This window comes from Paradesulfitobacterium aromaticivorans, from assembly GCF_054657415.1.
In genome coordinates this window covers 850,724-876,696 of the sequence record NZ_BAAHYT010000011.1, presented here as the reverse complement: position 1 = coordinate 876,696, position 25,973 = coordinate 850,724, and the positions used below count along the sequence as shown (strand labels likewise).

25 protein-coding genes are annotated in these 25,973 nt (G+C 47.9%); all 25 read left to right on the top strand.

What is annotated here, in order from left to right:
* Positions 1-67 precede the first annotated feature (67 nt).
* Positions 68-1,297, top strand: coding sequence for a precorrin-6y C5,15-methyltransferase (decarboxylating) subunit CbiE (gene cbiE / locus ACYQ2N_RS20990; RefSeq protein WP_460001383.1), 1,230 nt, complete (start codon positions 68-70; stop codon positions 1,295-1,297).
* Positions 1,294-1,992 carry a precorrin-2 C(20)-methyltransferase gene (gene cobI, locus ACYQ2N_RS20985; RefSeq protein WP_460001382.1) on the top strand — a complete coding sequence of 233 codons (699 nt, stop codon included), beginning with the start codon at positions 1,294-1,296 and terminating at the stop codon, positions 1,990-1,992. Before cbiE ends, cobI begins: the two co-directional genes overlap by 4 nt.
* Complete coding sequence (gene cobM / locus ACYQ2N_RS20980) at positions 1,989-2,756, top strand: precorrin-4 C(11)-methyltransferase (protein WP_460001381.1); 768 nt, start codon at positions 1,989-1,991, stop codon at positions 2,754-2,756. Before cobI ends, cobM begins: the two co-directional genes overlap by 4 nt.
* Complete coding sequence (locus ACYQ2N_RS20975; protein WP_460001380.1) at positions 2,753-3,850, top strand: cobalt-precorrin 5A hydrolase; 1,098 nt, start codon at positions 2,753-2,755, stop codon at positions 3,848-3,850. Before cobM ends, ACYQ2N_RS20975 begins: the two co-directional genes overlap by 4 nt.
* Complete coding sequence (gene cobJ, locus ACYQ2N_RS20970) at positions 3,847-4,536, top strand: precorrin-3B C(17)-methyltransferase (protein ID WP_460001379.1); 690 nt, start codon at positions 3,847-3,849, stop codon at positions 4,534-4,536. The genes ACYQ2N_RS20975 and cobJ overlap by 4 nt, the downstream gene beginning before the upstream one ends.
* Positions 4,533-5,303: a precorrin-6A reductase gene (gene cobK / locus ACYQ2N_RS20965; RefSeq protein ID WP_460001377.1), complete on the top strand. Its 771-nt coding sequence runs from the start codon at positions 4,533-4,535 to the stop codon at positions 5,301-5,303. Before cobJ ends, cobK begins: the two co-directional genes overlap by 4 nt.
* The gene (locus tag ACYQ2N_RS20960; RefSeq protein ID WP_460001376.1) at positions 5,288-5,656 is read left to right on the top strand and encodes a sirohydrochlorin chelatase; all 369 of its coding nucleotides are present in this window, start codon (positions 5,288-5,290) and stop codon (positions 5,654-5,656) included. The genes cobK and ACYQ2N_RS20960 overlap by 16 nt, the downstream gene beginning before the upstream one ends.
* Complete coding sequence (locus ACYQ2N_RS20955) at positions 5,653-6,285, top strand: precorrin-8X methylmutase (RefSeq protein WP_460001375.1); 633 nt, start codon at positions 5,653-5,655, stop codon at positions 6,283-6,285. Before ACYQ2N_RS20960 ends, ACYQ2N_RS20955 begins: the two co-directional genes overlap by 4 nt.
* Before the next feature lie 69 nt (positions 6,286-6,354).
* Positions 6,355-7,878 (top strand): cobyric acid synthase, encoded by a 1,524-nt coding sequence (locus tag ACYQ2N_RS20950; protein ID WP_460001374.1) that lies wholly within the window; start codon positions 6,355-6,357, stop codon positions 7,876-7,878.
* A gap of 39 nt (positions 7,879-7,917) precedes the next feature.
* A complete protein-coding gene (gene cbiB, locus ACYQ2N_RS20945) occupies positions 7,918-8,874 on the top strand; it encodes an adenosylcobinamide-phosphate synthase CbiB (protein ID WP_460001373.1) in 957 nt (318 codons plus the stop codon).
* A 96-nt stretch (positions 8,875-8,970) separates the two neighbouring features.
* Complete coding sequence (locus ACYQ2N_RS20940; RefSeq protein ID WP_460001371.1) at positions 8,971-10,326, top strand: cobyrinic acid a,c-diamide synthase CobB; 1,356 nt, start codon at positions 8,971-8,973, stop codon at positions 10,324-10,326.
* A gap of 4 nt (positions 10,327-10,330) precedes the next feature.
* Positions 10,331-10,885, top strand: coding sequence for a cob(I)yrinic acid a,c-diamide adenosyltransferase (locus tag ACYQ2N_RS20935; RefSeq protein ID WP_460001370.1), 555 nt, complete (start codon positions 10,331-10,333; stop codon positions 10,883-10,885).
* On the top strand, positions 10,885-11,763 hold the full coding sequence (locus tag ACYQ2N_RS20930) for a GHMP family kinase ATP-binding protein (RefSeq protein WP_460001369.1): 879 nt from the start codon (positions 10,885-10,887) through the stop codon (positions 11,761-11,763). The genes ACYQ2N_RS20935 and ACYQ2N_RS20930 overlap by 1 nt, the downstream gene beginning before the upstream one ends.
* Positions 11,764-11,786: 23 nt before the next feature.
* Complete coding sequence (locus ACYQ2N_RS20925; protein ID WP_460001368.1) at positions 11,787-12,896, top strand: pyridoxal phosphate-dependent aminotransferase; 1,110 nt, start codon at positions 11,787-11,789, stop codon at positions 12,894-12,896.
* A 121-nt stretch (positions 12,897-13,017) separates the two neighbouring features.
* The gene (locus ACYQ2N_RS20920) at positions 13,018-13,596 is read left to right on the top strand and encodes a TlpA family protein disulfide reductase (RefSeq protein ID WP_460001367.1); all 579 of its coding nucleotides are present in this window, start codon (positions 13,018-13,020) and stop codon (positions 13,594-13,596) included.
* A 14-nt stretch (positions 13,597-13,610) separates the two neighbouring features.
* Positions 13,611-14,348 (top strand): prolipoprotein diacylglyceryl transferase family protein, encoded by a 738-nt coding sequence (locus tag ACYQ2N_RS20915; RefSeq protein ID WP_460001366.1) that lies wholly within the window; start codon positions 13,611-13,613, stop codon positions 14,346-14,348.
* Positions 14,349-14,769: 421 nt separating this feature from the next.
* Positions 14,770-15,615 carry a 3-hydroxybutyryl-CoA dehydrogenase gene (locus tag ACYQ2N_RS20910; protein ID WP_460001365.1) on the top strand — a complete coding sequence of 282 codons (846 nt, stop codon included), beginning with the start codon at positions 14,770-14,772 and terminating at the stop codon, positions 15,613-15,615.
* 75 nt (positions 15,616-15,690) lie between these two features.
* Positions 15,691-16,473 (top strand): enoyl-CoA hydratase-related protein, encoded by a 783-nt coding sequence (locus ACYQ2N_RS20905; RefSeq protein WP_460001364.1) that lies wholly within the window; start codon positions 15,691-15,693, stop codon positions 16,471-16,473.
* Positions 16,474-16,493: 20 nt separating this feature from the next.
* A complete protein-coding gene (locus ACYQ2N_RS20900; protein WP_460001363.1) occupies positions 16,494-17,267 on the top strand; it encodes an electron transfer flavoprotein subunit beta/FixA family protein in 774 nt (257 codons plus the stop codon).
* A 14-nt stretch (positions 17,268-17,281) separates the two neighbouring features.
* Entirely contained in the window at positions 17,282-18,271 is a 990-nt protein-coding gene (locus ACYQ2N_RS20895; RefSeq protein ID WP_460001362.1) for an electron transfer flavoprotein subunit alpha/FixB family protein, read from the top strand.
* A gap of 63 nt (positions 18,272-18,334) precedes the next feature.
* Complete coding sequence (locus tag ACYQ2N_RS20890) at positions 18,335-20,377, top strand: heterodisulfide reductase-related iron-sulfur binding cluster (protein ID WP_460001361.1); 2,043 nt, start codon at positions 18,335-18,337, stop codon at positions 20,375-20,377.
* A gap of 38 nt (positions 20,378-20,415) precedes the next feature.
* On the top strand, positions 20,416-21,594 hold the full coding sequence (locus ACYQ2N_RS20885; RefSeq protein ID WP_460001770.1) for an acetyl-CoA C-acetyltransferase: 1,179 nt from the start codon (positions 20,416-20,418) through the stop codon (positions 21,592-21,594).
* Between the two features lie 172 nt (positions 21,595-21,766).
* Positions 21,767-22,894 carry a PRK06851 family protein gene (locus tag ACYQ2N_RS20880; RefSeq protein WP_460001360.1) on the top strand — a complete coding sequence of 376 codons (1,128 nt, stop codon included), beginning with the start codon at positions 21,767-21,769 and terminating at the stop codon, positions 22,892-22,894.
* Between the two features lie 234 nt (positions 22,895-23,128).
* On the top strand, positions 23,129-24,139 hold the full coding sequence (gap, locus tag ACYQ2N_RS20875; RefSeq protein WP_460001359.1) for a type I glyceraldehyde-3-phosphate dehydrogenase: 1,011 nt from the start codon (positions 23,129-23,131) through the stop codon (positions 24,137-24,139).
* 40 nt (positions 24,140-24,179) lie between these two features.
* Positions 24,180-25,910, top strand: a complete 1,731-nt coding sequence (gene pyk / locus ACYQ2N_RS20870; RefSeq protein WP_460001358.1) for a pyruvate kinase — start codon at positions 24,180-24,182, stop codon at positions 25,908-25,910.
* Positions 25,911-25,973: the final 63 nt, after the last annotated feature.

The window sequence follows — 25,973 nt, the reverse complement described above, 5'->3', positions numbered from 1 at the left end:
TCACTCAACCATTGCGAGCCGGTCTAGGCTCTTTTTATTTTTAAAATATTCCAAGGAGATTAAACTTATGATTTACGTAATTGGAACCGGCCCGGGAACAGCGGAGTGGGTAGCACCGGCGATTAAACAGACCGTTGCGCGTTGTGATGTTTTAGTAGGAAGTGAGCGCCTGCAGGTGTTATTCCCGGAGTTTAGCAGAGAGCGGCATCTTCTCTCCTCAAATCTTGGGCAAACCTATAACAGGATTGCTGATTTGCTGGCACAAAGCTTAACGATCGGGGTGCTTGTTTCCGGAGACCCAGGGTTTTACAGCATCTTGTCCGGATTAAAACGCGAATTCCCCGCTGCAGAGATTGCTGTTCTCCCGGGGATTAGTTCCCTGCAACTGGCTTTTGCTAAGGCAGGTCTGCCTTGGCAGGAAGCCTCCTTCTGCAGTGTACATGGGAGAGACCTTAACACTTTGCCCCGAGTAATTTCCAGTCCGTTAGCGGTACTAACCGGGGGGGCGAATACTCCTCAGAAAGTTGCGCAGTTGCTTTTAGACAGAGGGCAAGATCCTGAGATAGCTGTCGGCAATGCCCTTGGCTATGCGGATGAAGTCTGGGAGCTTACTCGCGCCAGCGCACTTGCTGTGTCAGAACAAGCACTGGATAACGCGATTCTCATCATATTTCCCACCGGAGATTTGGAGCGGAATCAGCAGGAACGCGCAAGTAGACAATTTTTTATGGGTATTTCTGATGATGAGTTCATTCGGGATCATGTGCCCATGACCAAAGCGGAAGTGCGCGTACAAGTCTTAGCTAAGGCCCATATATCCCTTGCAGATAGTGTAGTGGATGTGGGAGCAGGTACCGGAAGTATAAGTATAGAAGCTGCCTTGCTCGCTCAGCGTGGTATGGTTTATGCCGTGGAAAACAACTCTACGGCCCAAGAATTGATCCAGCGCAACTGTGAGCACTTTCAGGTATCAAACGTAGTTCTGGTTCCCGAAAGTGCACCGGAAGCCTTTACCCAAATCCCTGCAGTCAATGTTTGCATTATCGGCGGCAGCAAAGGGCATTTGCGGGAGATTATAACGCAGGTTCCACTGATAGCTGGTGGCAGGCTGGTGATGACCGCCGTTACTTTGGAAAATGCGGCTGAAGGGCTTGCTCTTTTGCAGGAACATAATTATTGTGAGATTGAAGCGATATCCCTGCAGGTGGTACGCTGGCAGGAAGCGGGTGATCTTCATATGGCTAATTCATTAAATCAGGTTTTTATCATTTCCGCAACGAAAGGTGGCAAAGCATGAATAAGGGTAAATTTTACGGAGTAGGTGTGGGACCGGGTGATCCCCGTCTTTTAACATTGCGGGCAGTGGAGGTATTGCAGTCCGTAGATATCGTAGCGATTCCTAAATCGCGTCATGACCGGGAAAGTGTAGCCTGGGAGATCGCGCGCAGGCATTACCGCACGCAGACGGAACTTCTGGAACTAGAAATGCCGATGACATCAGACCAGGAAGTATTGCAGGAAGCATGGCAGACCGGTGCCCAGGCAATCTTATCCCGGCTTAACTCAGGTTTGGATGTAGCTTTTATCACGATTGGTGATCCGTCGTTATACAGCACTTACAGTTATTTGCTTACTTACCTGAGTCCTCATCTCTCTCCTGAGCAAATTGAAACGGTTCCGGGAATAAGCGCGATGTCAGCGGCTGCCGCCCGTATCAATGTGCCCTTGGCACTGGGAGACGAACCACTCCTTGTTTTGCCGGGAACGGATGACATCGGGCGCTTTCTTGATCTGCCCAATCTGGTGATCTTAAAACTTTCCCGCAATCTACCGGATGTTGCACAGTCGCTTACCGGTTCTGAGCACGAAGCGGTATTATTCACGAGAATCGGACAAGATGGAGAAGAAATTCGTGCGCTTAAAGAGTTATCCGAAACGGAGAAAGTCGATTATTTGAGCCTGTTGTTAATAAAGATGGGGGGAAAACAATGAAGGGAGAAGTTATTTTTGTCGGTGCAGGTCCGGGCGATCCAGAACTGATTACAGTCAAGGGACTGAAGGCTTTGGAGAAGGCTGACCGGGTAATATTTGCCGGTTCTTTAGTTAACCCTGAACTGCTGCATAAATGTAAAGCTAACACTTCAATTCATGATAGTGCCAATCTTACACTGGAAGAGGTTCTTAAACTCATGCAGGAAGGAGTGCAACGAGGGGAATGTGTGGTTCGTTTACACACCGGGGATCCCTCTGTGTATGGGGCAATACAAGAACAAATAGATGCTCTTATTGGGCTTAATATCTCATATGCGATAATTCCGGGAGTTAGTTCTGTTTTTGCTGCGGCAGCCGCGGTTAAACGGGAGTTTACTTTGCCTGAAGTCAGTCAAACCCTTATTCTGACCCGGATGGCCGGGAGAACTCCAGTCCCGGACAAAGAGAACCTTTCAGCCCTGGCTCAACACCAGGCGAGTATGGCCATTTTTTTAAGTGTGCAGGACATTGGGTCGGTTGTTCAGGAATTGCTCACCGGCTATACACCGTCCACTCCGATTGCAGTGGTGTATAAAGCAAGCTGGCCTGAAGAACGGGTGATTTTTGGCACTTTGAAGGATATCGAGGACAAGGTGCGTCAGGCAGGCATCCGTAAAACAGCCCAGATTCTGGTGGGAGATTTTTTGTATACGGATTATGCCCGCTCTAAACTCTATGATCCCGAATTTACACACGAATACCGTCAAGGGAGCACCAAGCAGTGAGCGTAAAGATTGCTGTACTGGCCCTGACCGCTCAGGGTGTAAAAACCGCAGAGCGTATCGCCGATATTTTGGCGCGACCGACAGAGAATAATTTGATTCCAGTGGTAGAAATTTTTAGCCATAATCATTGCGAGACTGAATACCATTCATTTTCACGTCTGCAAGATTTAATGCCCCAGTTATGGAGCAAATACCCGGTCTTGATATTTGTTATGGCGACCGGAATTGTGGTGAGGCAAGTTAGCCCGATGCTTAAGCGCAAGGATCTTGACCCCGCAGTTCTGGTGATCGACGAACACGCGCAATTCGTAATCCCGCTTGTGTCCGGACATCTCGGCGGTGCGAATGCCTGGGCCCGGCATCTGTCTCCAATGTTAGGAGCCACAGCGGTAATAACGACCGCCACCGATGGACAAGGATTGATTGCGCCTGATGAGTACGCTCGGCGCTTGGGCTGGGCAATAACTCCCTTAAAAAAGCTGCCGCGTCTTAACCGCTTGCTCTTGGAACGCAAATACCTAAGAGTGTGGACTGAACACATCCTGGCACCTGATCACCTCTTAGCTGCGGATGAAAGTTATTTGTTTGTTCAGGAACGGGATCAGGCTGAATTAATTATTTCTGCTTTTCCAAGTCATGAGGATAGTCTGGAGGACAAAGTATTTCTGATCCCGCGCCTTCTGAGCTTGGGTATAGGGTGCCGCCAAGGAATTCCTGTGCAGACGGTCAGAGAGGGGATCGCCCAGGCTCTTGCGGAGATTAAAGCACCTGCCAGTGCGCTTAAAGGAATTTACAGTATTGATCTTAAAGCCCAGGAGAGCGGTCTTATCCAGGCGGCCTTGGAGCTTGGAATTCCCTTTGGAACTTTTAGCCAAGACAAAATTCAAGACGCGAACGATCAATATGGGTTAAGTAAATCAGAGTTTGTAAAAAGGAAAATAGGAGTGGATGGGGTATGCGAACCAGCGAGCCTGCTCGGAACCCGGGACGGGACTTTAATCTTGCCCAAGCTCAAGCTGAACGGAGTGAGCCTTGCGATCAGCCAGGAAAAATTTATATCATCGGCATTGGACCAGGAAATCCTGCTCACATGACAGCAAGGGTGAAAGAAGTTTGGCAGGAAGTTGATACTGTCGCAGGATATCGGACTTATATCGAACTAATTTGCCCGTTTTTAGGCAACCAGGAAGTCGTAGCAACTGCGATGCGCCAAGAAATAGAACGTTGTCAGGAAGTAGTACGTTTAGCTGTCTTGGGGCGAAAGGTAGCCCTAGTCAGCAGCGGGGATGCAGGAATCTATGGCATGGCTGGGATTTTGATTGAGTGTCTGGAACAAGCCGGACGCCTGGACATCGAAGTTGAGATCATTCCTGGGATCACGGCAGCCAATGCCGCAGCTTCTCTATTGGGCGCTCCCCTCATGCATGACTTTGCCGTTATTAGTTTAAGTGACCTCCTTACTCCTTGGGAGATTATCGAACGCCGTGTACATCTGGCAGCCGAAGGGGATTTCGTGATAGCCTTGTACAACCCCAAAAGCAAAGGGCGCACTTCCCAAATTGAGAGGGTTAGAGAAATTATCTTAGCACACCGCGAACCTAACACCCCTGTCGGGATTGTACGGGAAGCATTGCGTGGAACTGAGACCTTAATCACAATCAGTACCTTGGCGGACTTTACCAAGCAAGATATTGATATGCTGAGTACCGTGATTATTGGGAATTCCCAGACCAGAAAAATCGGACCGTACTTAGTGACTCCCAGGGGCTATCATCTATGAAACTTTTGGTTCTCGCCGGAACCCAGGATGGACGTGAATTGGGGGAAGAGCTACACAAAGCAGGGTATGAAGTCGTTCTCTCGACCTTAACGGCATACGGTGCCGAACTGGCACAGGCCCAAGGTTTGTCTGCACGCTTCGGGGCTTTCAGTAAGGAATCCTTAAGGTTGTTCCTGGAACAGGAGTCGATCAGGGCTGTAGTAGATGCCACACATCCGTACGCCCAAGTTATTCAGAAACTTGCGCACGCACTATGCACAGAACGCAGTCTTCCGTACGTGCGCTGGGAACGGCCCGGGGTTACGTTTCAAGAACACCCTCTTGTTCATTGGGCCCAAGATCTAACAGAAGCTGGTGCCATGGCTGCAGTTTTAGGCCAGAGAATTCTCCTCACCACCGGCAGCAATTCCCTGCCTGAATTCCTGAACATGCCGTGTTTGCGGGACAAAACTTTGTTTGTACGGGTTTTGCCGACGGCGAGTGTGCTCGCACGCTGTGAATCCCTGAGGTTAAAACCTAGGCAAATAATCGCAGCTCAAGGTCCTTTCTCAAAGGCTTTCAACAAAGCGCTCTTTGAACAGTTACAAGCTGAGGTAGTGATTGCTAAAGACAGCGGCCCCACCGGAGGAACCCAGGAAAAGATCGAAGCCTGTCTCGAAACTGGCATACCGATAATTTTGCTTAAACGTCCAAACCCATTTGGAGAACACGCCAATTTATTAGAATTTGTAAGTAGACTGGAGGAAAAGTTATGTCAGCTGAAATAATTCTCTTAGGGCACGGGAGCCGGCGTGAGGAAGCGAATCAGGGTTTGCTGCAGGTGGCCCGTAAAGTTAGCGCCATTGTCGGTCGGGAAGTAACGCCCGCATTTATGGGGCATGCTGAACCTAGCTTGCCTACTGCGGTTACGGATAAAATCCGGCAAGGAGCGCGTACAATTATTGTGATGCCTCTTTTCCTCTTTCGCGGTATTCATGTGAGTATTGATATTCATGAAGAATTAAAAGAAATTCGGACTGAGTACCCTGAGGTCGATATAATTTTCACGACAGAACTGGGGGCAGATGACCTGATCGCGCAATTGGCCAGTTCTCGAATTAAGGAGGCTATGGGGGGATGAATTTTATCACGAATCCCGGCCTGATTGAAAGCGAAAGTATGCGCTATATCCGAAGCATGCTGCACAAAACGTGGCATGAAACTGAGCTGCCGGTCGTTGAACGCCTAATTCATACAACCGGTGACTTGGCACTCGAATCTGATATTCTCATCCATCCTCAGGCTGTGGCAGTCGGATTGAAAGCCTTGACCGCCGGCGCATCGGTTATCACCGATGTTGAAATGGTTCGTTCCGGGGTTGCCAAACAGAGCCTGCAACTCTTGGGCGGGAAAGCACTTTGTTTCCTGAATGACCCCAGGGTTCGAGCCAAGGCCAAAGAATGGGGTCTTACCCGGACGATGACCGCTCTGCGCCTAAATAAAGAAACCTTGGCCGGTTCCATCATTGCCGTCGGAAATGCTCCCACAGCTTTGATAGAAATTTTGGAGCTCGCGCAAGACCCTTCTTGCCGCCCCGCCTTAATTGTCGGGATGCCTGTTGGCTTTGTCGGTGCCAAAGAATCAAAGGAACTGTTATGGGAAAGAAAGGAACTCATATCAATTACAGTGCGCGGAACCCGTGGCGGCAGCCCCTTGGCTGCCGCTGCAGTGAACGCCCTAATCTATACGGCTGTAGGCCGCACGCCTTAGTTTTCACAAGTTTCCTGGATATTTGCAAAGAGCAAAGAATAACACATGCACAAGAAAGTTGGGTAGAGGATGAATAATCGAGCAGCAGCCTTGATGATTCAAGGGACTTCCTCCAGTGTTGGCAAAAGTGTGTTAGCGGCAGCTTTCTGCCGCATTTTCTACCAGGAGGGATTTGTTGTCAGCCCCTTTAAGGCCCAAAACATGGCCTTAAACTCCTTTGTAACCTTGGCAGGCGGAGAAATGGGACGGGCGCAGGTAGTCCAGGCTCAGGCAGCAGGCACAGAACCTGACGTACTCATGAATCCGATTCTATTAAAACCCAGCGGACAAGCGAGTTCTCAAGTAGTAATCCTTGGTAAACCTCAGGGTAACTTATCCGCACTCCGCTATCACGGGGAATACCAGCAGAAGACATGGCCGGTCGTGCGTGCTTCCCTTACCCAGCTTATGCATGAGAATGAAATCCTCATTATTGAAGGTGCTGGCAGCCCGGCTGAAGTGAACCTTAAACAAAACGACATTGTTAACATGAGAGTGGCTCTGGAAATTCAAGCACCGGTCCTGCTGGCGGCGGATATAGACCGGGGTGGGGCGTTGGCGTCAATAGTGGGTACGCTTGAGTTGCTAGAGCCAGAAGAAAAGGCTCTGGTAAAAGGAATTATCCTCAATAAATTTCGCGGTGATTTGGCTCTCCTGCAGCCAGCCCTGGATTTCTTGGAAGAAAAGACGGGGATACCGGTCGTAGGAGTAGTACCGTATTTTTCCGATTTTAGAATTCCAGAAGAAGATTCTGTTGTTTTAGATATGGAATCTGGACAACAGGAACGTTCGGAAAGACAACTTGACATAGTTGTTATTCACTTGCCGTATATATCTAACTTTACGGACTTTGACGCTTTAAAAGATGAACCGGATGTTTCAGTAAGATACGTGGGTAAAGTATCTGAACTAGGGGAACCGGATCTAATAATCTTGCCCGGAAGCAAAAATACCCTGGGAGACCTTCAGTTTCTGCATCAAAGTGCCTTAGCGCCGCTGCTTAGAGAATGGTGGGAAAACTCCGGACCTATGATCGGGATCTGTGGGGGCTATCAGATGATGGGGAAGGTCGTACGCGACCCGCATCACACTGAATCAGACCTTGAAGAAATACCCGGACTTGGGATCTTGCCCCTGGAAACGGAGTTTTCCCTTGGCAAATATACGGTACAAACTCAGGGTGTTGTAGTCGGAAGCGGAATGTTCCTGGACCGCTGTAACGGGGCAGAAATATCCGGGTATGAAATTCACATGGGCCGTTCCGTCCCCGCTCCTGACAGTCAGCCGCTCTTCCGTCTGCAGGCAGAAAACAGAGTCTACCCGGACGGCCTTCAAGACAAAATGGCTTTTGGGACTTATCTTCACGGGATTTTTGACAACGATTCCCTGCGCCAAGCCTTGCTCGAATGGCTGTGGGAACGGCGCGGACTGGCACGACCGGTAGAAGGTTCTTCATCCCAAGCCGCCCTGCGCGAAGTTGCGTTCAACCAATTGGCGGAATTAGTGCGCCGCAGTGTTGACATGCCCAAGATCCGTGAAATCATGGGGTTATAAGAGGTATAATATGGAGCAATGTAAGATGGAGCTATTAGAATGAGTCGTGCCATTGCCGTTTTCTTAGCGTTTATTTTAGACCAGTTTATCGGAGATCCTCCGCGTCTTCCCCATCCGGTAGTATTGATGGGGAAGACAATCTCTTGGCTTGAAGCCAGACTGAATCATGGCCGACCGGAGAGGCGCAAGCTTAAAGGTGTTTTCTTGGCTCTTGGTTTAACTTCTGGCACGTTTTTTATAACCTGGGGCTTGCTTGAACTGACCGGAATGTCTTCTTTAACCGCCTCCAAGGTTATAGAAGTGTATTTAATCGCAACGACTATCGCCAGTAAATCCCTACGCGCAGCCGGGCGCTCTGTGCTCATTTCACTTGAGGCCCACAGCCTTACCAAAGCCCGCACACGCCTATCCTGGCTGGTAAGCCGCGATACTTCGAATCTAAGTTCGGCGGAGATTGTGCGTGGGACTGTGGAAACATTAGCCGAAAACTTTGTGGATGGCATTCTTTCTCCTCTTTTTTATGCGGCTATAGGCGGGGCACCGTTGGCCTTAGCGTTCAAGGCCATTAGCACGCTTGACTCGATGGTGGGATATAAGAATGACCGCTACCGGGATTTTGGCTGGTTTTCCGCCCGCAGTGATGACGTGGCCAACTATCTGCCCGCCAGGCTTTCCGTTCCCATTCTCCTTCTGGCCGGAGCACTTTTCCGCCTGCCTGTAAAACAGGCTTTTCTAATCTGGCAGCGCGATTCCGGACTCCATCCCAGTCCGAACGGCGGGAATCCGGAAAGTGTGGTTGCCGGACTGCTTAAGGTTCAACTGGGTGGGATAAATGTTTACCATGGGCAAGTTCATCACCGGGCGGAAATGGGAGATCCTGCCCGTCCGCTTGAACCTCCTGTGATCGAGGAATGCCTGAAGCTGCTGAGGGCTGCGGAATGGCTGGCGCTGGTTCCGGTTCTAGGACTGGCCTGGATGTGGAGGGCATTCGTTTAACGTACATACCGCCTAAATGTGTCCCCCACAGAGGATGAAAGGCGAGATGAATAGTCTGGTAATTTTCCAAGGGAGAGAGAACGGGAGGGAATTGACATGGATATACCCCGCATAGTCCTGGCTGGAACCCACAGCGGCGTAGGCAAGACCACTATCGCCACCGGAATAATGGCTGCTTTGCGCCAGGAGGGGACTTCTGTGCAAGGTTACAAAGTGGGACCGGACTACATTGATCCGACATATCATACTTTGGCTACCGGGAGACCTTCCCGCAACCTCGACCGCTGGCTACTTTCCTCCCACTTGCATGAGATCTTTGCCCGCAGTGCTTACGGCAATTGGGCTGTAATCGAAGGGGTCATGGGCATGTTTGACGGGATGAACGGTACTCCTGGCCTTGGTAGCACAGCGGATATAGCCAAGGAATTAAAAGTCCCGATCATTCTCGTAGTCGACGGAGGGTCTATGGCGCGCAGTGCCGCAGCCCTGGTTTACGGCTATCAGAATTTTGAACCTGGGCTGGAAGTGTCCGGGGTAATTTTCAACCGGGTTAAATCTAAGATGCAGGAAAAAATCCTGCGCGCTGCCATCAGTGAATTAGAAATTCCGGTTATAGGCTGTCTGCCTGCTGAAGCCCGCTTACAACTACCAGAGCGGCACTTGGGCTTGGTTCCGGTGGGGGAACAAAAACCCAGGGAAGATTATATAGAAGATTTAGCCGTGACCGTACGGGAATTCTTAGATCTAGATTTACTAAAGGAAATAATGCAAAAAGCGCCTGCATACTCTGGTGATAATAACGACGAAGAGATACAGGGCAGTGGCACCATTCCGTTCCGCCTAGGATACGCCTGGGACGAAGCGTTTTTGTTTTATTACCGCGATGCCCTCGAAATAATGGAAAGCCGGGGATTTGCGCTCATTCCATTTAGCCCGCTGCATGACCCGTCCCTGCCTCAGGATGTTGACGGCATTATGATCGGAGGAGGATTTCCGGAACTGTTCCTGGAACAATTAAGTCAGAACACTTCGATGCTGGCTTCCATTCGCAGATTTGCGGCTGAGGGCAAGCCTGTTTATGCAGAGTGCGGGGGCTACATGTATCTGGGAGAATCTATCACCGACTTTAACGGGAATTCCTATCCGCTTGCCGGGATAATCCCCATGTACTCGGAAATGACTTCCCGCCTGCAGGGAATTGGCTACCGCCGGGCGGAATTAGGGGCAGACTGTTTTTTAGGTGAAGAGGGTACAGCCGTTCACGGACATGAGTTTCATTACTCCAAAGTTTCTTTTAAGAGCGGGCATAAGCAAGCGTACCGCCTGGTCAAAGGAGACAGCGAGTTTTTAGAAGGTTATGTCGAGGGAAATGTTTTTGCTTCTTATTTGCATCTAAACTTTGCCGGACATCCTGAACTTGTTGATTATTGGCACAAGAGCAGACGAGGTTAAATCAATGATTACAGTCTACACCGGAAGTGGGAAAGGCAAGACCACATCCGCTCTGGGTGAGAGCTTATCAGCCTTAAGCCACGGGCAAAAAGTAGTAATAGTACAGTTTTTGAAGGGAAGCACATATTCAGGAGAACTAACGGGACTCTACCGCTTAGGTATTCACTTAGTTCAATTTGGAGTGGGCTGCGTTTGGTCTGGGATGATCCGCACCGGGTTAAAACATTGCACCGGCTGTGGGGAATGTTTCCGCCACAACCGCGATCCCAACATTGCCAAACCCCTCATCGAACAAGCAATTTCTTATCTCAAAGATTGCTTGCAGGTAAACTCCTTTGATCTCTTCATTCTCGATGAGATAAGCCATGCGCTTAACCATGAGTTCATGTCCCTTTCTGAGTTAAGGGAATTGTTGACAACTGGCAAAGCAGACTGGATTTTGACCGGGCGTAAGATGCCTGAATCACTCCGACCGTTGGTCGATTGCTGGTGGGAGTTGAACATGGAGAAACATCCATTTCAACAAGGCAAGAAAAGTCGGAGGGGGATAGAATACTAATGGAGCCAGTTGTTGGAGTAGCCCGTTGCCCGGGAACTTGCGGGGAATGGGTTCAGGGAGCTCAGAACGGGCTTCCGTTTCTAGTAGACTGTCCAATTGATCGGTATGCTGAAGTTAAAGTCACGATTAAGCAGGATACCGGGGAGTGGCAGATTCCCTCTGCCAAAGACAAGGTCGGTCGAGCCCTGGGCTTGATTCTGAAAGAACGTGGAATTGAGGCTGCCGGGGAACTTAGGTTTAATTCTCAACTCCCGGTTGGCAAAGGGATGGCTAGTTCTACTGCCGATATTGTGGCTGCTTCCGCCGCTACCTTGCTCGCCTTAGGAGAGACTCCTGAAGCTTCAGAATTGGCCCGTTGGGCTTTGCGCATCGAGCCCAGTGATAGTGTAATGTTTCCCGGAATTACTGAGATTAATCATATTCACGGCAAATATTACAAAGTACTGGGAACCTCAGTGCCTGCCCAGTTTCTTGCACTTGACTGGGGTGGAATAATTGACACTGTTGCTTTTAACGCACGCCGCGAGTTAGCAGCACATTACCGCAAGTACGAACTTAAGATACGCACAGCGCTGCACCTGGTAAGAAGCGGGATTGATTCCTCTGATTTAGAAAAGCTGGCCCAGGGAGGGACAATCAGCGCCCTCTGCAATCTTGAGCTTAACCCCAAACCGTATTTTGAAGAATTTGAGGGTTGGGTTCTTAAAAACGGCGGCCTCGGGGTTATCACTGCCCACAGCGGTACCTTGCTCGCAGGAGTTTTTGAAAGCGGGCGGTCTTTGCCTGAACTCTTAGAAGATGCCAGAGAACGGTTTCAACCTGTATATATAGATTGTTTTCAAGCCCAGGACGGGGGAGTACAATGGAAACAGTCTTAACTAAAAATGCATGAGGTGTAATAATGCACGGTGGAAATTTACGCTGGGCCCAAGAGACTTACGGGCATAAGAACTTCATAGACCTATCGGCCAACATTAATTCTTTTGGCCCGCCTGCTTCGGTCTGGACCGCTTTAACTCAAGCTCTGCCCGATATTGTAAATTATCCGGACCCTGCAAGCAAACTACTGCGCACCACGCTTGCACGCACACTAGAAGTTCCGGTGGAACAAATATTGGTAGGAAATGGAGCCGGAGAACTTATCTATACTGTGGTTAATGCCTTAAAGCCTAAGAAAGTGGCGGTTCCTGTACCTGCCTTCAGTGAATATGAACGGGCTGCCCGCGCCGTCCAGGCTGAAATAGTAAATATCCCACTGGGAGCGTACGGGTGGGGATCTCTTCCTCCTTTAAACTCGCCGCAGGAACAAGATGTTTTCGTCCGCGCGTGGCAGAATTACTTAACAGGCTGTGACCTGCTCTTTCTTTGTTCCCCCCATAATCCCACCGCCAGTGTGCTTCCACACAGGTATTTCAGCTTGCTCTTGGATATTGCCTATGAAAACGAGTGCCAAGTAATACTGGATGAATCATTTTTAGATTTTGTCCCTGATTCCATAAGGTGGTCCGGGCGTACCGAATTAAACCGCTATCCTAACCTGATAATTCTCTACTCCTTAACTAAATTTTACAGCCTTCCCGGCTTGCGCTTAGGTATCCTAATGGCAAAAGAGAATTACGTTTCATTATTCAAAGAACAGCGTGATCCGTGGTCAGTGAATGTATTGGCGCAAAAGGCAGGGGGTGCCGCGCTTGAGGAGGCAGACTTTGCAGCTGAAACCAGGGAAAAAGTTGCGCAAGCCAGGGCATATTTGTACTCAGAATTCGCACGCCAAGTATTCCCGTCCCTAGAGATTCTGCCTTCTGTAGTTAACTTTGCTCTTATCAAAATACTTGACCGCCAAGCCTCACTGTTAGTGCGCCAGTTAGGGGAACGCGGGATCCTGGTGCGCGATTGTACGAACTTCAAAGGCCTTACTGGGGAGTTTATCAGGATAGCGATTAAAGATATTCCGCTGATGCAGGAACTTATACAGGCTTTGGCCGACATTTACGGCGCTAGATTCCTCTGAGAAAAGTCCTACATCGTTCGATATTTCCGAGCGGATTTACCCTTGCGTAGTCTGGAGAAAGTTGCTAAAATCAACTTATCCTGCATTTCCAGGAAATAGTTAAATGAACAGGTGAAATAAGATGAAGGCAATGCGCCTATTTTTTGTTCTCGTGTTAGTGTTGGCACTTGCTGCCGGCTGTGCCCCTTCCGTGCCTGAGCAATCTAACAACGCGCCTGGCCAAGTATCAGCCGACTCATCTAAGCCAACATCCGAGCAGAAGCAGCCAGTTATCGGCCTCAATATCGGGAATCTGGCCCCGGATTTCACGCTCACACTGGATGACGGCAAAAGTATCAAGCTGTCAGACCTTAGGGGGAAACCCGTGTTTTTAAACTTTTGGGCTACTTGGTGCCCGTGGTGCAAACTCGAAATGCCTGATATCCAAAAAATTTATGATGAAAAACATAATGTCGAAATAATTGCCATTGATGTTAAAGAATCTCCCATGAAAGTCCGAAGCTTTATTGAACCAAGAGAGTTTACTTTTCCGATTGGATATGACTCAACAGGGGACATCGCTACGCTGTACATGGCAACCGGGCTTCCGACTTCTTATGCTATTGACGCGAAAGGGATTATCCGTTATCAGATTCAGGGTGCCACTAATTACGCGCAACTGCGTCAGTGGTTCGCCGGTCTAGAGGAAAGTACAAAATAAATGGGGCTTAAATTATGAATCCGATTTTTTGGCGTTATGGGAGCTTTGTAATCCGCTACAGCCATTTAATTTTCCTTGGGGCCGTGTTATTAAGTTACAATTTGAGTTTCCGCAAAGCTAAGTCCTGGGGGATAGCTCCTGAACAATGGGAGAAATCTCTCAGCTTTTTCATCGTGGGCGGCGTGTTAATGTCACGTTTAAGCTACGTTCTGACGCATATAAGCTATTTTGAAGGAAACCTGCGCGGGGTTGTTACCCTTTGGCACGGAGCTTTTACCGTCTGGGGAGCAACAATAGGATTTGCCCTGACCGCGATTAGCTGCCGTTATCTGTGCCGGAATCAGGACAAAGAAGTATGGAAGCAGGGGTTGGACGTTATTTCCGTTGTTTTTCCACTGTTTTTAAGCATAGCCGTCTGGGGTTTATGGACAGAAGGAGAGGGCTGGGGGAAAGCCGCTTCCATACTGGGAACATGGTTAAACTCCGCTGACTTCCGTTATCCTCTCTGGCTGATCTATTCTGTATGGTATCTCGTAACTTCCTTGGTCTTAACGATACGCACACCTAGAAAGAACGGAGAAAACTTCTATTTAATGGCTCTGAGTTTCGCCGTTATTCACCTTGCTTTGACTCCTGTCACAATCTTTATCGACAACAGTGAATTGATTGTTCAACTAATCTGGACAATTCTATTCTTAATAGGAGGGGGAGTACTTTTCTCCTATGCACAAACGCATAGACCCCATCAATAACAGCGCTAACCCTATCTGAAAGGAAACGATGATTAGGTAATAATCACGCTTTTCCTTGCTCCTATGCAACCTTGCAAAAGCAACGCGAAAATCACTTCGTTATTTCGCCCTGAACGAACGACCGTTCACGGTTAAATATATACTGTTCACAGTTTATTATCGACCACTGGCATAAAATATGCTGAATCTTTCAACGAAACCATGTAAACTTACAAGCAGAGAACAGGCCTAATAATGCAAAGAGGCAAATTTTATGCAAAAATGCATAGTGTGCAGGGTACCAGTTTGCCGAAGTGCTTTTGCAGGATGCACTCTAAGTTAAGTCGAATATTTTATAAAGGCGAGCATTTTCCATGAGTTTGTGAAAAAATAAACTTCTGGAAAGACTCCCAAAAAATGTGGAAAAGGAGGAGATTGAGATTTGAATACCATTATGGTAATCGGCGCTGGGCAAATGGGAAGCGGTATTGCTCAAGTTGCCGCTCAGGCTGGCTACGCAGTCATTTTAAATGACATTAAAGACGATTTTGTGGCCAGGGGTATAAGCATAATCGAATCTAACCTGAATCGGAGCATAGACAAAGGCAAACTCGAAAATGCCGAAAAAGAAGTCATCCTTGCTCGTATTTCCCGTTCTACCTCACTTCAAGATGCAGCCAATGTTGATTTGGTAATCGAAGCGGCTGTTGAGAATATGGGGATTAAAGGTCAAATCTTCTCACAGCTTGATGTTATTTGTCCTCCCCATACAATTCTTGCTACTAATACTTCTTCTCTGCCTATTACAGAAGTTGCTGCTGTTACCAAGCGTCCCGACAAAGTAATCGGCATGCATTTCATGAATCCAGTACCGGTAATGAAACTGGTAGAGGTTATTCGTGGGTTGGCCACGAGTGATGAGGTGTATAAGGAAGTAGAGACTGTCAGCGTCCACATGGGAAAAACCCCTGTCGAAGTAAACGATGCTCCCGGTTTTGTGGCCAACAGAATCTTAATTCCGATGATCAATGAGGCTATCTATACGTTGTATGAAGGAATTGCCAGCGCAGAGTCCATTGACAATGTCATGAAGCTGGGCACGAATCAACCGATGGGACCTTTAGCTTTAGCTGATTTGATTGGATTAGATACGGTTTTAGCCATTATAGATGTTTTACATGAAGGTTTAGGAGATAAATACCGCCCGTGTCCTTTACTCAGGAAATATGTTAAAGCTGGCTGGCTTGGCCGCAAAACCGGACGCGGCTTCTATGTGTATAACAAATAAGTCTAAACGACTTTTACTTTAAGTTCACTCGGAAAAGCATTGAAGAATTAAGGCTAGGAAAGGGGGGGGGATTGAATGGAATTTAATAATATTAAGGTTGAAAGGAAAGAGGATATCGCTATCATTGAGATTAACAGGCCTAAAGCTTTAAATGCGCTTAATAGCGAGACTCTGACTGAACTTTCCGCTGCTTTCGATCAAGTTGGGGCAGATCGCAGTATTAAAATTGTTGTCTTGACCGGAAGCGGAGAGAAAGCTTTCGTAGCCGGAGCAGATATTGCGCAAATGAAAGACATGAACCCATTGGAGGGACGTCGTTTCAGCCAATTGGGCCAAGAGACTTTCCGAAAAGCCGAACTGTTGCCACAGCCTGTGATCGGAGCTATCAATGGTTTCGCTCTTGGCGGCGGCTGCGAATTAGCACTGGCATGTGATCTCAGAATCGCCAGCGAAAATGCCAGGTTCGGCCAGCCTGAAGTTACCCTCGGGCTGACAGCCGGTTTTGGCGGCACGCAGCGTCTTCCTCGTCTCGTGGGTTCTGGACTGGCGAGCGAAATACTCTTTACCGGGGAGATCATTGACGCTCAAGAAGCTTACCGCATTGGCTTGGTGAATCATATCTATCCCAAGGAAAGTTTAATGGATGAAGCTTTGTCTCTAGCACATAAAATTGCCAAACGTGCACCTGTCGCTGTTCAACTTACAAAAAGCGCTATTCAACGCGGTTCTAATACTGACCTCGACAGTGGCCTGGCGTACGAAGCCGAAGTTTTCGGTCTCACGTTCAGCACTCAGGATCAGAAGGAAGGCTGCGGTGCTTTTGTAGAAAAGCGACCAGCGAACTTCAGCGGACAATAAGATAAGGAGGAAAAGAAAGCATGAATATCGTTGTATGCATCAAACAGACATTTGATACTGAAGCGAAGATTGTTTTGGATGGATCAGGTAAAATCGACCCTAATGGTGTGAATCTTATTATTAATCCGTATGACGAGTATGCGATCGAAGAAGGTCTAAAGCTTAAGGAAAAGTTTGGTGGGGAAGTCACGGTTGTTACCTTAGGTTCCAGCCGTGCTGCTGAAGCATTAAGAACTGCTCTGGCCATGGGTGCAGACAAGGCCGTATTGATCAGCGACCCGGCGTTGGACGGAGCAGATGAGTGGGCTGCGGCCGAAGTCCTGGCTAAAGCGGTATCTACACTATCCTATGATGTGGTTTTAGCCGGACGTATTGCGATTGATGACGGGTCCAGCCAAGTTGCAGTCCGCCTAGCTGAGAAACTAAATGCTCCTTCTGTAACCAGTGTATTAAAACTTGAAATCGAAGGTTCGAATGCAACTGTGACCCGTGAAATCGACGGTGGCACTGAAGTAATTGAGCTTAGCTTGCCCGCAGTAATGACAGCGCAAAAAGGATTAAACGAACCTCGCTATCCTTCCGTTGCCGGGATTATGAAAGCGAAAAAGAAAGAATTAAAAACTTTAAGCTTATCTGATCTAGGCTTATCTGCCTCTGATGCCGCTGCTAAAATGAAAACAGAGAAATTTAGCCTTCCTGCCCCACGTCAAGCAGGTCGCAAGTTAAGTGGAGACTCTGCTCAGGCTGTTCAGGAATTAGCCCGCCTCTTGCGCGAAGAAGCCAAGGTTCTGTAAGGAGGAGTAGAAAAATGGCCAAAGGAATATGGATTATCGTCGAACAACGCAACGGACAAATTCGTAAAGTATCCTTGGAATTGATCAGTCAAGGCCGTAAAATTGCCGATCAAGCCGGAGAACCCCTGGTAGCAGTAGTTCTCGGTCAAGGTATTGAAGGCTTGGCTCAGGAAGTTGCTTCCTACGGTGCCGACAAGGTTATCTTAGCTGAGGACGCCAAGCTGGCGGAATATACCACAGGTGCCTACACCTCTGTCCTCAATCAAATAATCCGTAAGGAAGAGCCCCAAGCAGTTTTAATCGGAAACACCGCTGTAGGCAAGGATTTAGCACCGCGTTTGGCTCAACGCTTAGGCGTGGGCATGGCCTCTGACTGCACCGGAATGGAATATGATGCTAATTCATTGCTGGCATTTAAGCGTCCGATCTATGCCGGTAAAGCTTTTGCGCATGTGGCATCCGAAGCCCGTCCCATTGTTGCCTCTATTCGTCCTAATACATTCGCAGTTGTGGCCCCTGATGCCAGCCGCCAGGCAGAAGTTGTTAAAGCTGATACCCAAATTGACCCGGCTGACCTGAAAGCTATTGTCAAAGAAGTTGCAATTGCAGCATCCAAACGTCCGGAACTCACTGAAGCTAATATTATTGTTTCCGGCGGTCGCGGAATGAAAGGTCCGGAGAACTTTGTAATTCTCGAAGAACTGGCTGATGTCATCGGAGCTGCTGTCGGCGCCTCCCGCGCTGCAGTTGACTCCGGGTGGAGAGAGCACAAATTCCAAGTCGGACAAACGGGGAAAACTGTGTCTCCCACACTTTATATCGCCTGCGGAATTTCCGGAGCGATTCAGCACTTGGCAGGCATGGGATCTTCTAAATTTATTGTTGCTGTAAATAAAGATCCTGAAGCCAACATCTTCAACGTGGCTGACTATGGAATTGTCGGCGATCTGTTCGAAGTGGTTCCCCTGTTGAAGGAAGAATTCAAGAAACTTGTTAATGAATAAGTTCGAGGATAGCGAAGCGCCCTTGCGGCGCTTCGCCCTAATGAGGGGAAGGAGAAAACAGCAATGCCCACGCGTGAAGTGTATTGGAATATTGAAGGAGAACACTGGCTCTACGCCTTGTTCATTATTGCCTTAGTGTTTTTCGGGTACGGAGTATATCAGCGCGTCCAGTTATGGAAGCTGGGGCAGCCGGAAAACCGCTGGCAGGATGTTTGGCAAGGAATTAAAGATGTTCTTGTTTATGGTTTTGCGCACAAGCGTATTCTTAAAGATTTTTACCCCGGCATTATGCATTTTGCTATCTTTTGGGGATTTGTCTTTTTAACGATTGCCACTGCCATTATTACTTTACAAGCTGATTTCAAACTCCCTATTTTTCAAGGGGGCCTTTATCTTTTTGTGAAGTTAACCGCTAATCTTTTCGGCTTGTTTGCCCTTATCGGGATTCTGGTAGCTGCTTTTAGGCGTTATGTACAGCGTCCTAGCCGCCTTGATAACAAGCCTGATGATGCGATCATGCTCATACTGTTGTTTAGCGTTTTGTTTACCGGATTTTTAATTCAGGGTGCCCGCATGGCCGTTCAACCTGATCCCTGGGCTTCGTGGGGATTTGTGGGGCAGTGGCTTGCCGTAGTTCTTCAAGCCATGTTTAATCAGTCCCAACTTTTAGCCTTCCATCGCTTTTTATGGTGGTTCCACCTGGTGTTAGCGATGGGTTTTATCGCGTATTTCCCGTACTCCAAACTATTCCACATTATTTTGGGGCCTGTCAACCAATTTATGCGCAAACGCGGACCGGTAGGAATCCCTGAATTAATTGACTTTGAAGATGAGAGTATTGAAACCTATGGCAAAAGCCAACTGCGTGAATTTTCCTGGAAAACCCTTTTCAATACGGATGTTTGCCTGCGCTGTGGACGTTGTCAGGATAACTGTCCTGCCTATTTAAGCGGAAAGCACTTAAGCCCGAAACGTGTTATTCAAGATATGCGGGTACTAATGGAGGAAACAGGTGCTGCACTTAAAGATGCCAAGAAAAAGGCGGTAGCGGTACAAGGGACTGAGCAGGAAACTGCGACAGCAGCTGAAGGTTCAGAAGAGTGGGCCGGACGTGCTCTGATTGGAGAAGTTATTCCGGAAGATGACCTGTGGGCCTGCACGACCTGCCGTTCGTGCGAACAGCAGTGTCCGGTATTTGTAGAGCATGTTGATAAAACGATCGATATGCGACGCAATTTAGTCCTGATGGAAAGCCGCTTCCCGTCTGAAGCCCAGCTGGCCTTCCGTAATATGGAGAATAACGGCAATCCCTGGGGTATTGGTTGGAGCACCCGTGCCGATTTTCTCATCGGTCTGGGAGTGAAAACTTACGAAGAAAATCCGGAGGCAGAAATTCTTTACTGGCCCGGCTGTTCTGGAGCCTTCGATGCCCGCAATCAAAAAGTGTCGGCAGCTCTGATTAAGCTGCTACAGTCTGCTAATGTTAACTTTGCTATTCTCGGCAATGAAGAAAAATGCTGCGGGGATTCAGCCCGCAAATTAGGGAATGAATACCTTTTCTATTCATTAGCTACAGAAAATATCGAGGTCATGAAAGGGTATGGCGTGAAGAAAATCCTTACTCAATGCCCGCACTGCTTCAATATCATGAAAAATGAGTATCCGCAATTTGGTGGAGAATTCGAGGTTGTGCACCATACTGAGTTCTTAATGGATCTGATTAACACAGGCAAGCTTAAGCTTAACCGCGGTCATGGCAAAACAGTTACCTATCATGATTCTTGCTACCTGGGCCGTTATAACGAGATTTATGAACAACCGCGCGCACTATTGAAGGCTGTCGGTCTGGATATTAAAGAAATGGCCCATACCAAGGAGAAAAGCTTCTGCTGCGGTGCTGGGGGAGGACGGATGTGGCTTGAAGAACACGAAGGAGAGCGCATCAATGTGATGCGCACTGATGAAGCCCTAGCTCTTGCTCCTGACCTGGTAGGAACTGCCTGTCCTTTCTGCTTGACCATGATTAACGACGGAATTGCCGGTAGAGAGGCAGGAGAAAAAGTTAAGGCTTTGGATATTGCAGAAATACTAGAGCAGGCACTCTAATGCCTAAAGCAGGCACAAGAAGAGAGGTGTATATGTCAATGAGAGATGTGGTTATCGTCAGTGCTGCCCGTACTCCGGTCGGATCTTTCGGGGGCGCTTTAGGGCAAATATCTGGTGTCGATTTAGGTTCAATCGCAATTAAAGAAGCGATTGCCAGAGCAGGCCTTGCTCCTGAGCAAGTAGAAGAAGTAATTATGGGCAATGTCTTGTCAAGCGCGCAAGGACAAAATACCGCCCGCCAAGCCTCTATGAAAGCGGGAGTTCCGCAAGAAGTACCAGCCTGGACTGTAAGCAAGGTATGCGGCTCCGGACTTAAGGCGGTTGTATGTGCGGCTCAAGCTATTATCTCAGGGGACGCAGATATTATTGTGGCCGGTGGCATGGAAAGCATGTCCCAGGCTTCTTACGCTTTGCCCAAAGCCCGTTTCGGGTATCGCATGGGCAATGACTCTTTTGTCGATACGATGATTGTGGACGGTCTAACGGATGCCTTCCACAATGTCCATATGGGAATTACCGCTGAGAATATTGCAGAGCAATTTGGGATATCTCGGGAAGAACAGGATCAATTTTCTGCTACAAGCCAAAACAGAGCAGAAACAGCCATCAAAGCCGGAACATTCGAAGCAGAAATCGTTCCGGTAGTGATTCCGCAAAAAAAAGGTGACCCTGTTGTCATTATCCAAGACGAGTTCCCACGCTTTGGCACAACCCCGGATTCACTCGCCAAACTGCGTCCTGCCTTTAAGAAAGACGGCACTGTAACGGCTGGTAACGCCTCCGGCATTAATGACGGTGCGGCTGCCGTCGTGGTGATGTCCAAGGAAAAAGCGGAAGCCCTTGGCTTAACCCCGCTCGCAACGATTACCTCGTGGGGCTCTGTAGGTGTTGATCCGTTAATCATGGGCACAGGCCCGATCCCAGCAACGCGCAAAGCCTTAGCCAAAGCCGGACTCAAAATTGAAGACATCGATGTGGTAGAAGCGAACGAAGCTTTCGCGTCCCAGGCCTTAGAAGTGGTGAAAGAGCTTAAGCTTGATCTTGACAAAACCAATCTTAACGGCGGGGCCATTGCCTTAGGACATCCGATCGGAGCTTCCGGAGCCCGTATTCTTGTGACCTTGCTCTATGAGCTCAAGCGTCAGGAAGCTCGCCGCGGTTTGGCCACTCTCTGCATTGGCGGAGGACAAGGTATTGCCATGATTGTGGAACGATAGTCGTAGTATTCTCACAAGAACCCTTTGCGGGGTTCTTTTTTTTATCCCTAAAACAATGTGGTCTTATAATCAGAGCCTTTTTCTTCTAAAACTCAGTGCACTTTGGAACCTCTTGCATCTCAGCTGCATAGATATGTTCTGCGAGAATGCAAAACTGAAAGGAGAGAAAGGCATGTCACACGTGAGGAAGATGTTTCCGGGTGCTGTTACTTATCAAGGTTTTTATTCTTACTACAGTTATATTATCCAGCCTGACGCCCAACATATTTTCGTGATCAAAGGCGGCCCTGGCGTTGGGAAATCAACATTTATGAAAAAAATTGGGGAGGCCATGCTTCAATACGGGTATGATATCGAATATCATTGTTGTTCCTCTGACAACAATTCCATCGATGGGCTCGTCGTTCCCAAACTGGGAGTGGCCTTGCTGGACGGTACTGCACCCCACATCATTGACCCCAAAAACCCCGGAGCCGTGGATGAAATCATTAACTTGGGAGAATATTGGAACGAAGAGATAATGCGCAAGTCTAAGCAGGAAATAATGGACAGTAATTATCAAGTTAGCCGTTATTTCCAGGGAGCCTATTTTGCCCTAACTGAGGCCAAAACCGCACTTGACGAATGGAAATTTTATACGCAGGCTTGTCAAGACTGGTCTGTTATCGATCAAACACTCTTAAAAGTTGAAAGAGATCTATTCAGAATGACTCCAAAGGGGCATGGTCAAGAGAGGCATTTGTTTGCGTGGGCCCATACCCCACAGGGAAAAACACAGTTCATTGACACCCTACTCAACGAGGTCAGTACGCTGTACATCCTAAAAGGGCATCCGGGAACCGGCAAATCTACCTTCCTCGCCAAGATAGCGGAAAGAGCTATTGCCTATGGGTTATTCGTGGAATTTTATCATAACACCCTTGACCCTGCTAAACTGGATTTAATTATTATTCCGGAAATATCAGCCGCTTTTGCCATTACTTCCGAACCCTATATATACTCGCCGGCATTTAACGGCAAACTAAATGCTCTAAACTTTGATCAAAGCCTCAATAAACCTCTTTTAGAGCGGTATCAGGAGGATATTGAAGACTGCCGCCACAGGATAACTCAACATATAGACAGGGCACTCAGGAATTCAAAACAGGCTAAAAGAGTTCATGATTTAATGGAAACATACTATATCCCGGCGATGGATTTTGCAGCCATCGACCAAAAACGGATTTCGATCCTGCAGAGAATCCTCGATATGCCTGAGCAGGCTATTGCCGTTAACAAACTTACTGAGGACAAAATATAAGAGTTCTTTGTTGTATTAGGCGAGATTCTTAGGACAAATCCACACTGTGAGGCTACATGCGTTTCGTTTAACTTGCAATCCCAAAATTGCAAGTTTTTTTCTTTTTGGGGCACGATAAAGAAAACCTAAACTAAAGTTAATAAAAAAGGTTCGTTTACACAGATACCTTGCAGGATAATGTTCGTTTACGCAGAATATACTGTTCGAATAAGAAAAATAAGGAGGAAGTATTTAATGACTGTTAGAGTTGCAATTAACGGGTTCGGTCGCATTGGACGTTTATCCTTACGGGCTGCTTTAGCCCAATCCGCCCCAATTGAAGTTGTCGCAATTAATGATTTAGGTAATCCTGATCTCTTGGCCCACCTTTACAAATATGACTCTGTCCAAGGAATTGTACCATATAGCGTGGGTTTAGAAGGTAACACCATGGTAGCTCAAGGGCAACGAATAGAACTTATTTCCGAAAAGAATCCTGAGAGCCTTCCGTGGAGTAAATTAGGGGTAGATATTGTTATTGAATCAACAGGCAGGTTTACCAACCGGGATGCAGCAGCTCAGCACTTGACTGCAGGTGCGAAAAAAGTAGTGATTTCCGCTCCTGCCAAAAATGAGGATATAACAATTGTCATGGGAGTTAATGAAGATAAATATGATCCCAAAAATCACCATGTCGTATCTAATGCCTCTTGCACCACTAATTGTCTGGCACCGGTTGCCAAAGTTTTAATGCAGGAATTCGGGATTGAAGAAGGCATGATGACCACCACGCACTCCGTGACTAATGACCAGCGTATTCTTGATTTGGAGCATAAGGACTGGCGTCGGGCGCGGGCAGCCTACCAATCAATGATTCCAACCACCACCGGAGCCGCTAAGGCCGTTGAACTTGTACTACCTGAGCTCAAAGGGAAGCTTACCGGACTGGCCGTCCGTGTTCCCACTCCTAATGTTTCTTTAATCGACTTGGTTGCCAATTTATCCCGCTCGACCACTAAAGAAGAAGTAAATACGAAACTCAAGGAAGCTGCGGAAGGACAGCTTAAGGGCTACCTTGAATATACGGAGTTGCCCTTAGTATCTCACGACTTTAACGGCAACCCTGCCAGTTCAATCGTGGACGGCTTATCCACGATGATGATCGGGGACAAGATGGTTAAAGTCCTGGCCTGGTATGACAATGAATGGGGTTATTCCAACAGGATAATTGATTTAGTAACTTACATGGCCAGAAAAGGCCTGTAATAGGTTGTGGAGAAGGATTTGAGTTGAGGGGAAGGATTAAATGAGAAGAACAAAAATTGTGTGCACTATTGGGCCTGCAACAGACTCCCGTGCAAAAATACAGGAATTGCTTAAAGCTGGGATGGACGTAGCGCGCCTTAATTTTTCTCACGGATCCCATGAAGAACACGGTCAAAGAATAACGCTGCTAAAAGAAGAAGCGGCCAAGGCCAACAAACACCTGGCTATTCTTCTTGACACCAAAGGTCCCGAGATTCGCACCGGTATTGCTCCGTCTACAGGAATTACCTTGGACAACGGAGATAAGTTCACCCTTGATAACAATCCTGACGAAGGAAACGAGGAAAGAATCAGTATTACTTATACTGAACTGTGGCGTGAAGTTGAACCTGGGATGCATGTTTTACTTGATGACGGGCAGATCGACCTGGAAATAATTGAAGTGCAAGCATCTGTCATCAAGACTGTTGTGCGCAATGGGGGTATTCTTAAATCTAAAAAGGGGGTCAATGTACCGGGAGCCCCCATCCAGCTTCCGGCTGTAACGGACAAGGACAAAGAAGATATTACCTTTGGCGTTAAACAAGATGTAGACTTTATTGCTGCATCCTTTACCAGGAAAGCGGATGATATTCTGGCGGTGCGCCGTGTCATTGAAGAGAATGGCGCTGATATTCACATCATCGCCAAGATCGAGAGCAGGGAAGGGATTGAGAACCTTGACTCAATTCTTGAGGTTGCGGATGGGCTGATGGTGGCACGCGGAGATCTGGGAGTGGAAATTCCAGTAGAAGAAGTCCCTCTCTATCAAAAAGAAATGATCCACAAAACTAACCTTTTAGGAAAACCTGTGATTGTGGCAACTCAGATGCTTGACTCCATGATCAGGCAGCCACGCCCCACCAGGGCAGAGGCAAGTGATGTTGCTAATGCAATACTTGATGGAACTGATGCAATTATGCTCTCGGGTGAAACGGCAGCAGGACAATTCCCAATTGAAGCCGTAAAAATGATGGACAGAATTGCGCGCAAAACAGAAAGTGCGTACTGGGGTACGAGAGCGACCCGTCATCCCCAGTTAAATGTAGCGGAAGCAATCAGTTACGCAAGTTACACTATCGCCGGGGACTTAGAGGCTTCAGCAATCCTTACTCCCACTCATTCAGGCTTAACCGCGCGTATGATCTCTAAATATCGGCCTAAATCACTCCTTATTGCCGCTACCCCTTTCCCTGCAACAGCCAAACGCTTATCCCTGCAATGGGGAGTTGAACCCATATTGGTTGAGGAGAGTTCCGGGACAGACCAGCTTCTTTCAAGTGCAGTTAAGGCAGCTTTAGGCAGGAAACTTATTACTACCGGAGATACTGTTGTAATCACAGCCGGAGTGCCCGTTGGTAAAGTGGGTGGCACCAACATGATCAAAGTGCAAGTAATCGGCAACGTCTTGGCCAAAGGAACAGGGATAGGTCGTAAATCTCATTCTGGGAAAGCACGCCTTCTTAAATCCCCGGACGAAACATTCGCGAAAGGGGAAATTTTAATCGCTGAGCATACTGATGCCCAGTTTATTGCACTTATCTCCATGGCCGGTGGGATAATTGTCGAGGAAGGCGGACTTACTTCACATGCAGCCATTGCAGCCTTACAATACGGAATTCCTGCCATCGTAGGTGCTAAAGGTATCATGTCCAAACTTAACGATGGCCAGCTCATAACTGTGGATGGCATGGCTGGGGTAGTGTATGACGGTGTTGTTACCATTCTCTAAAAATAATTTAGTTTGGAAAAGCTCAAAGTCCCACCTTTGTCAATAACTGAGAGAAAGATCAGC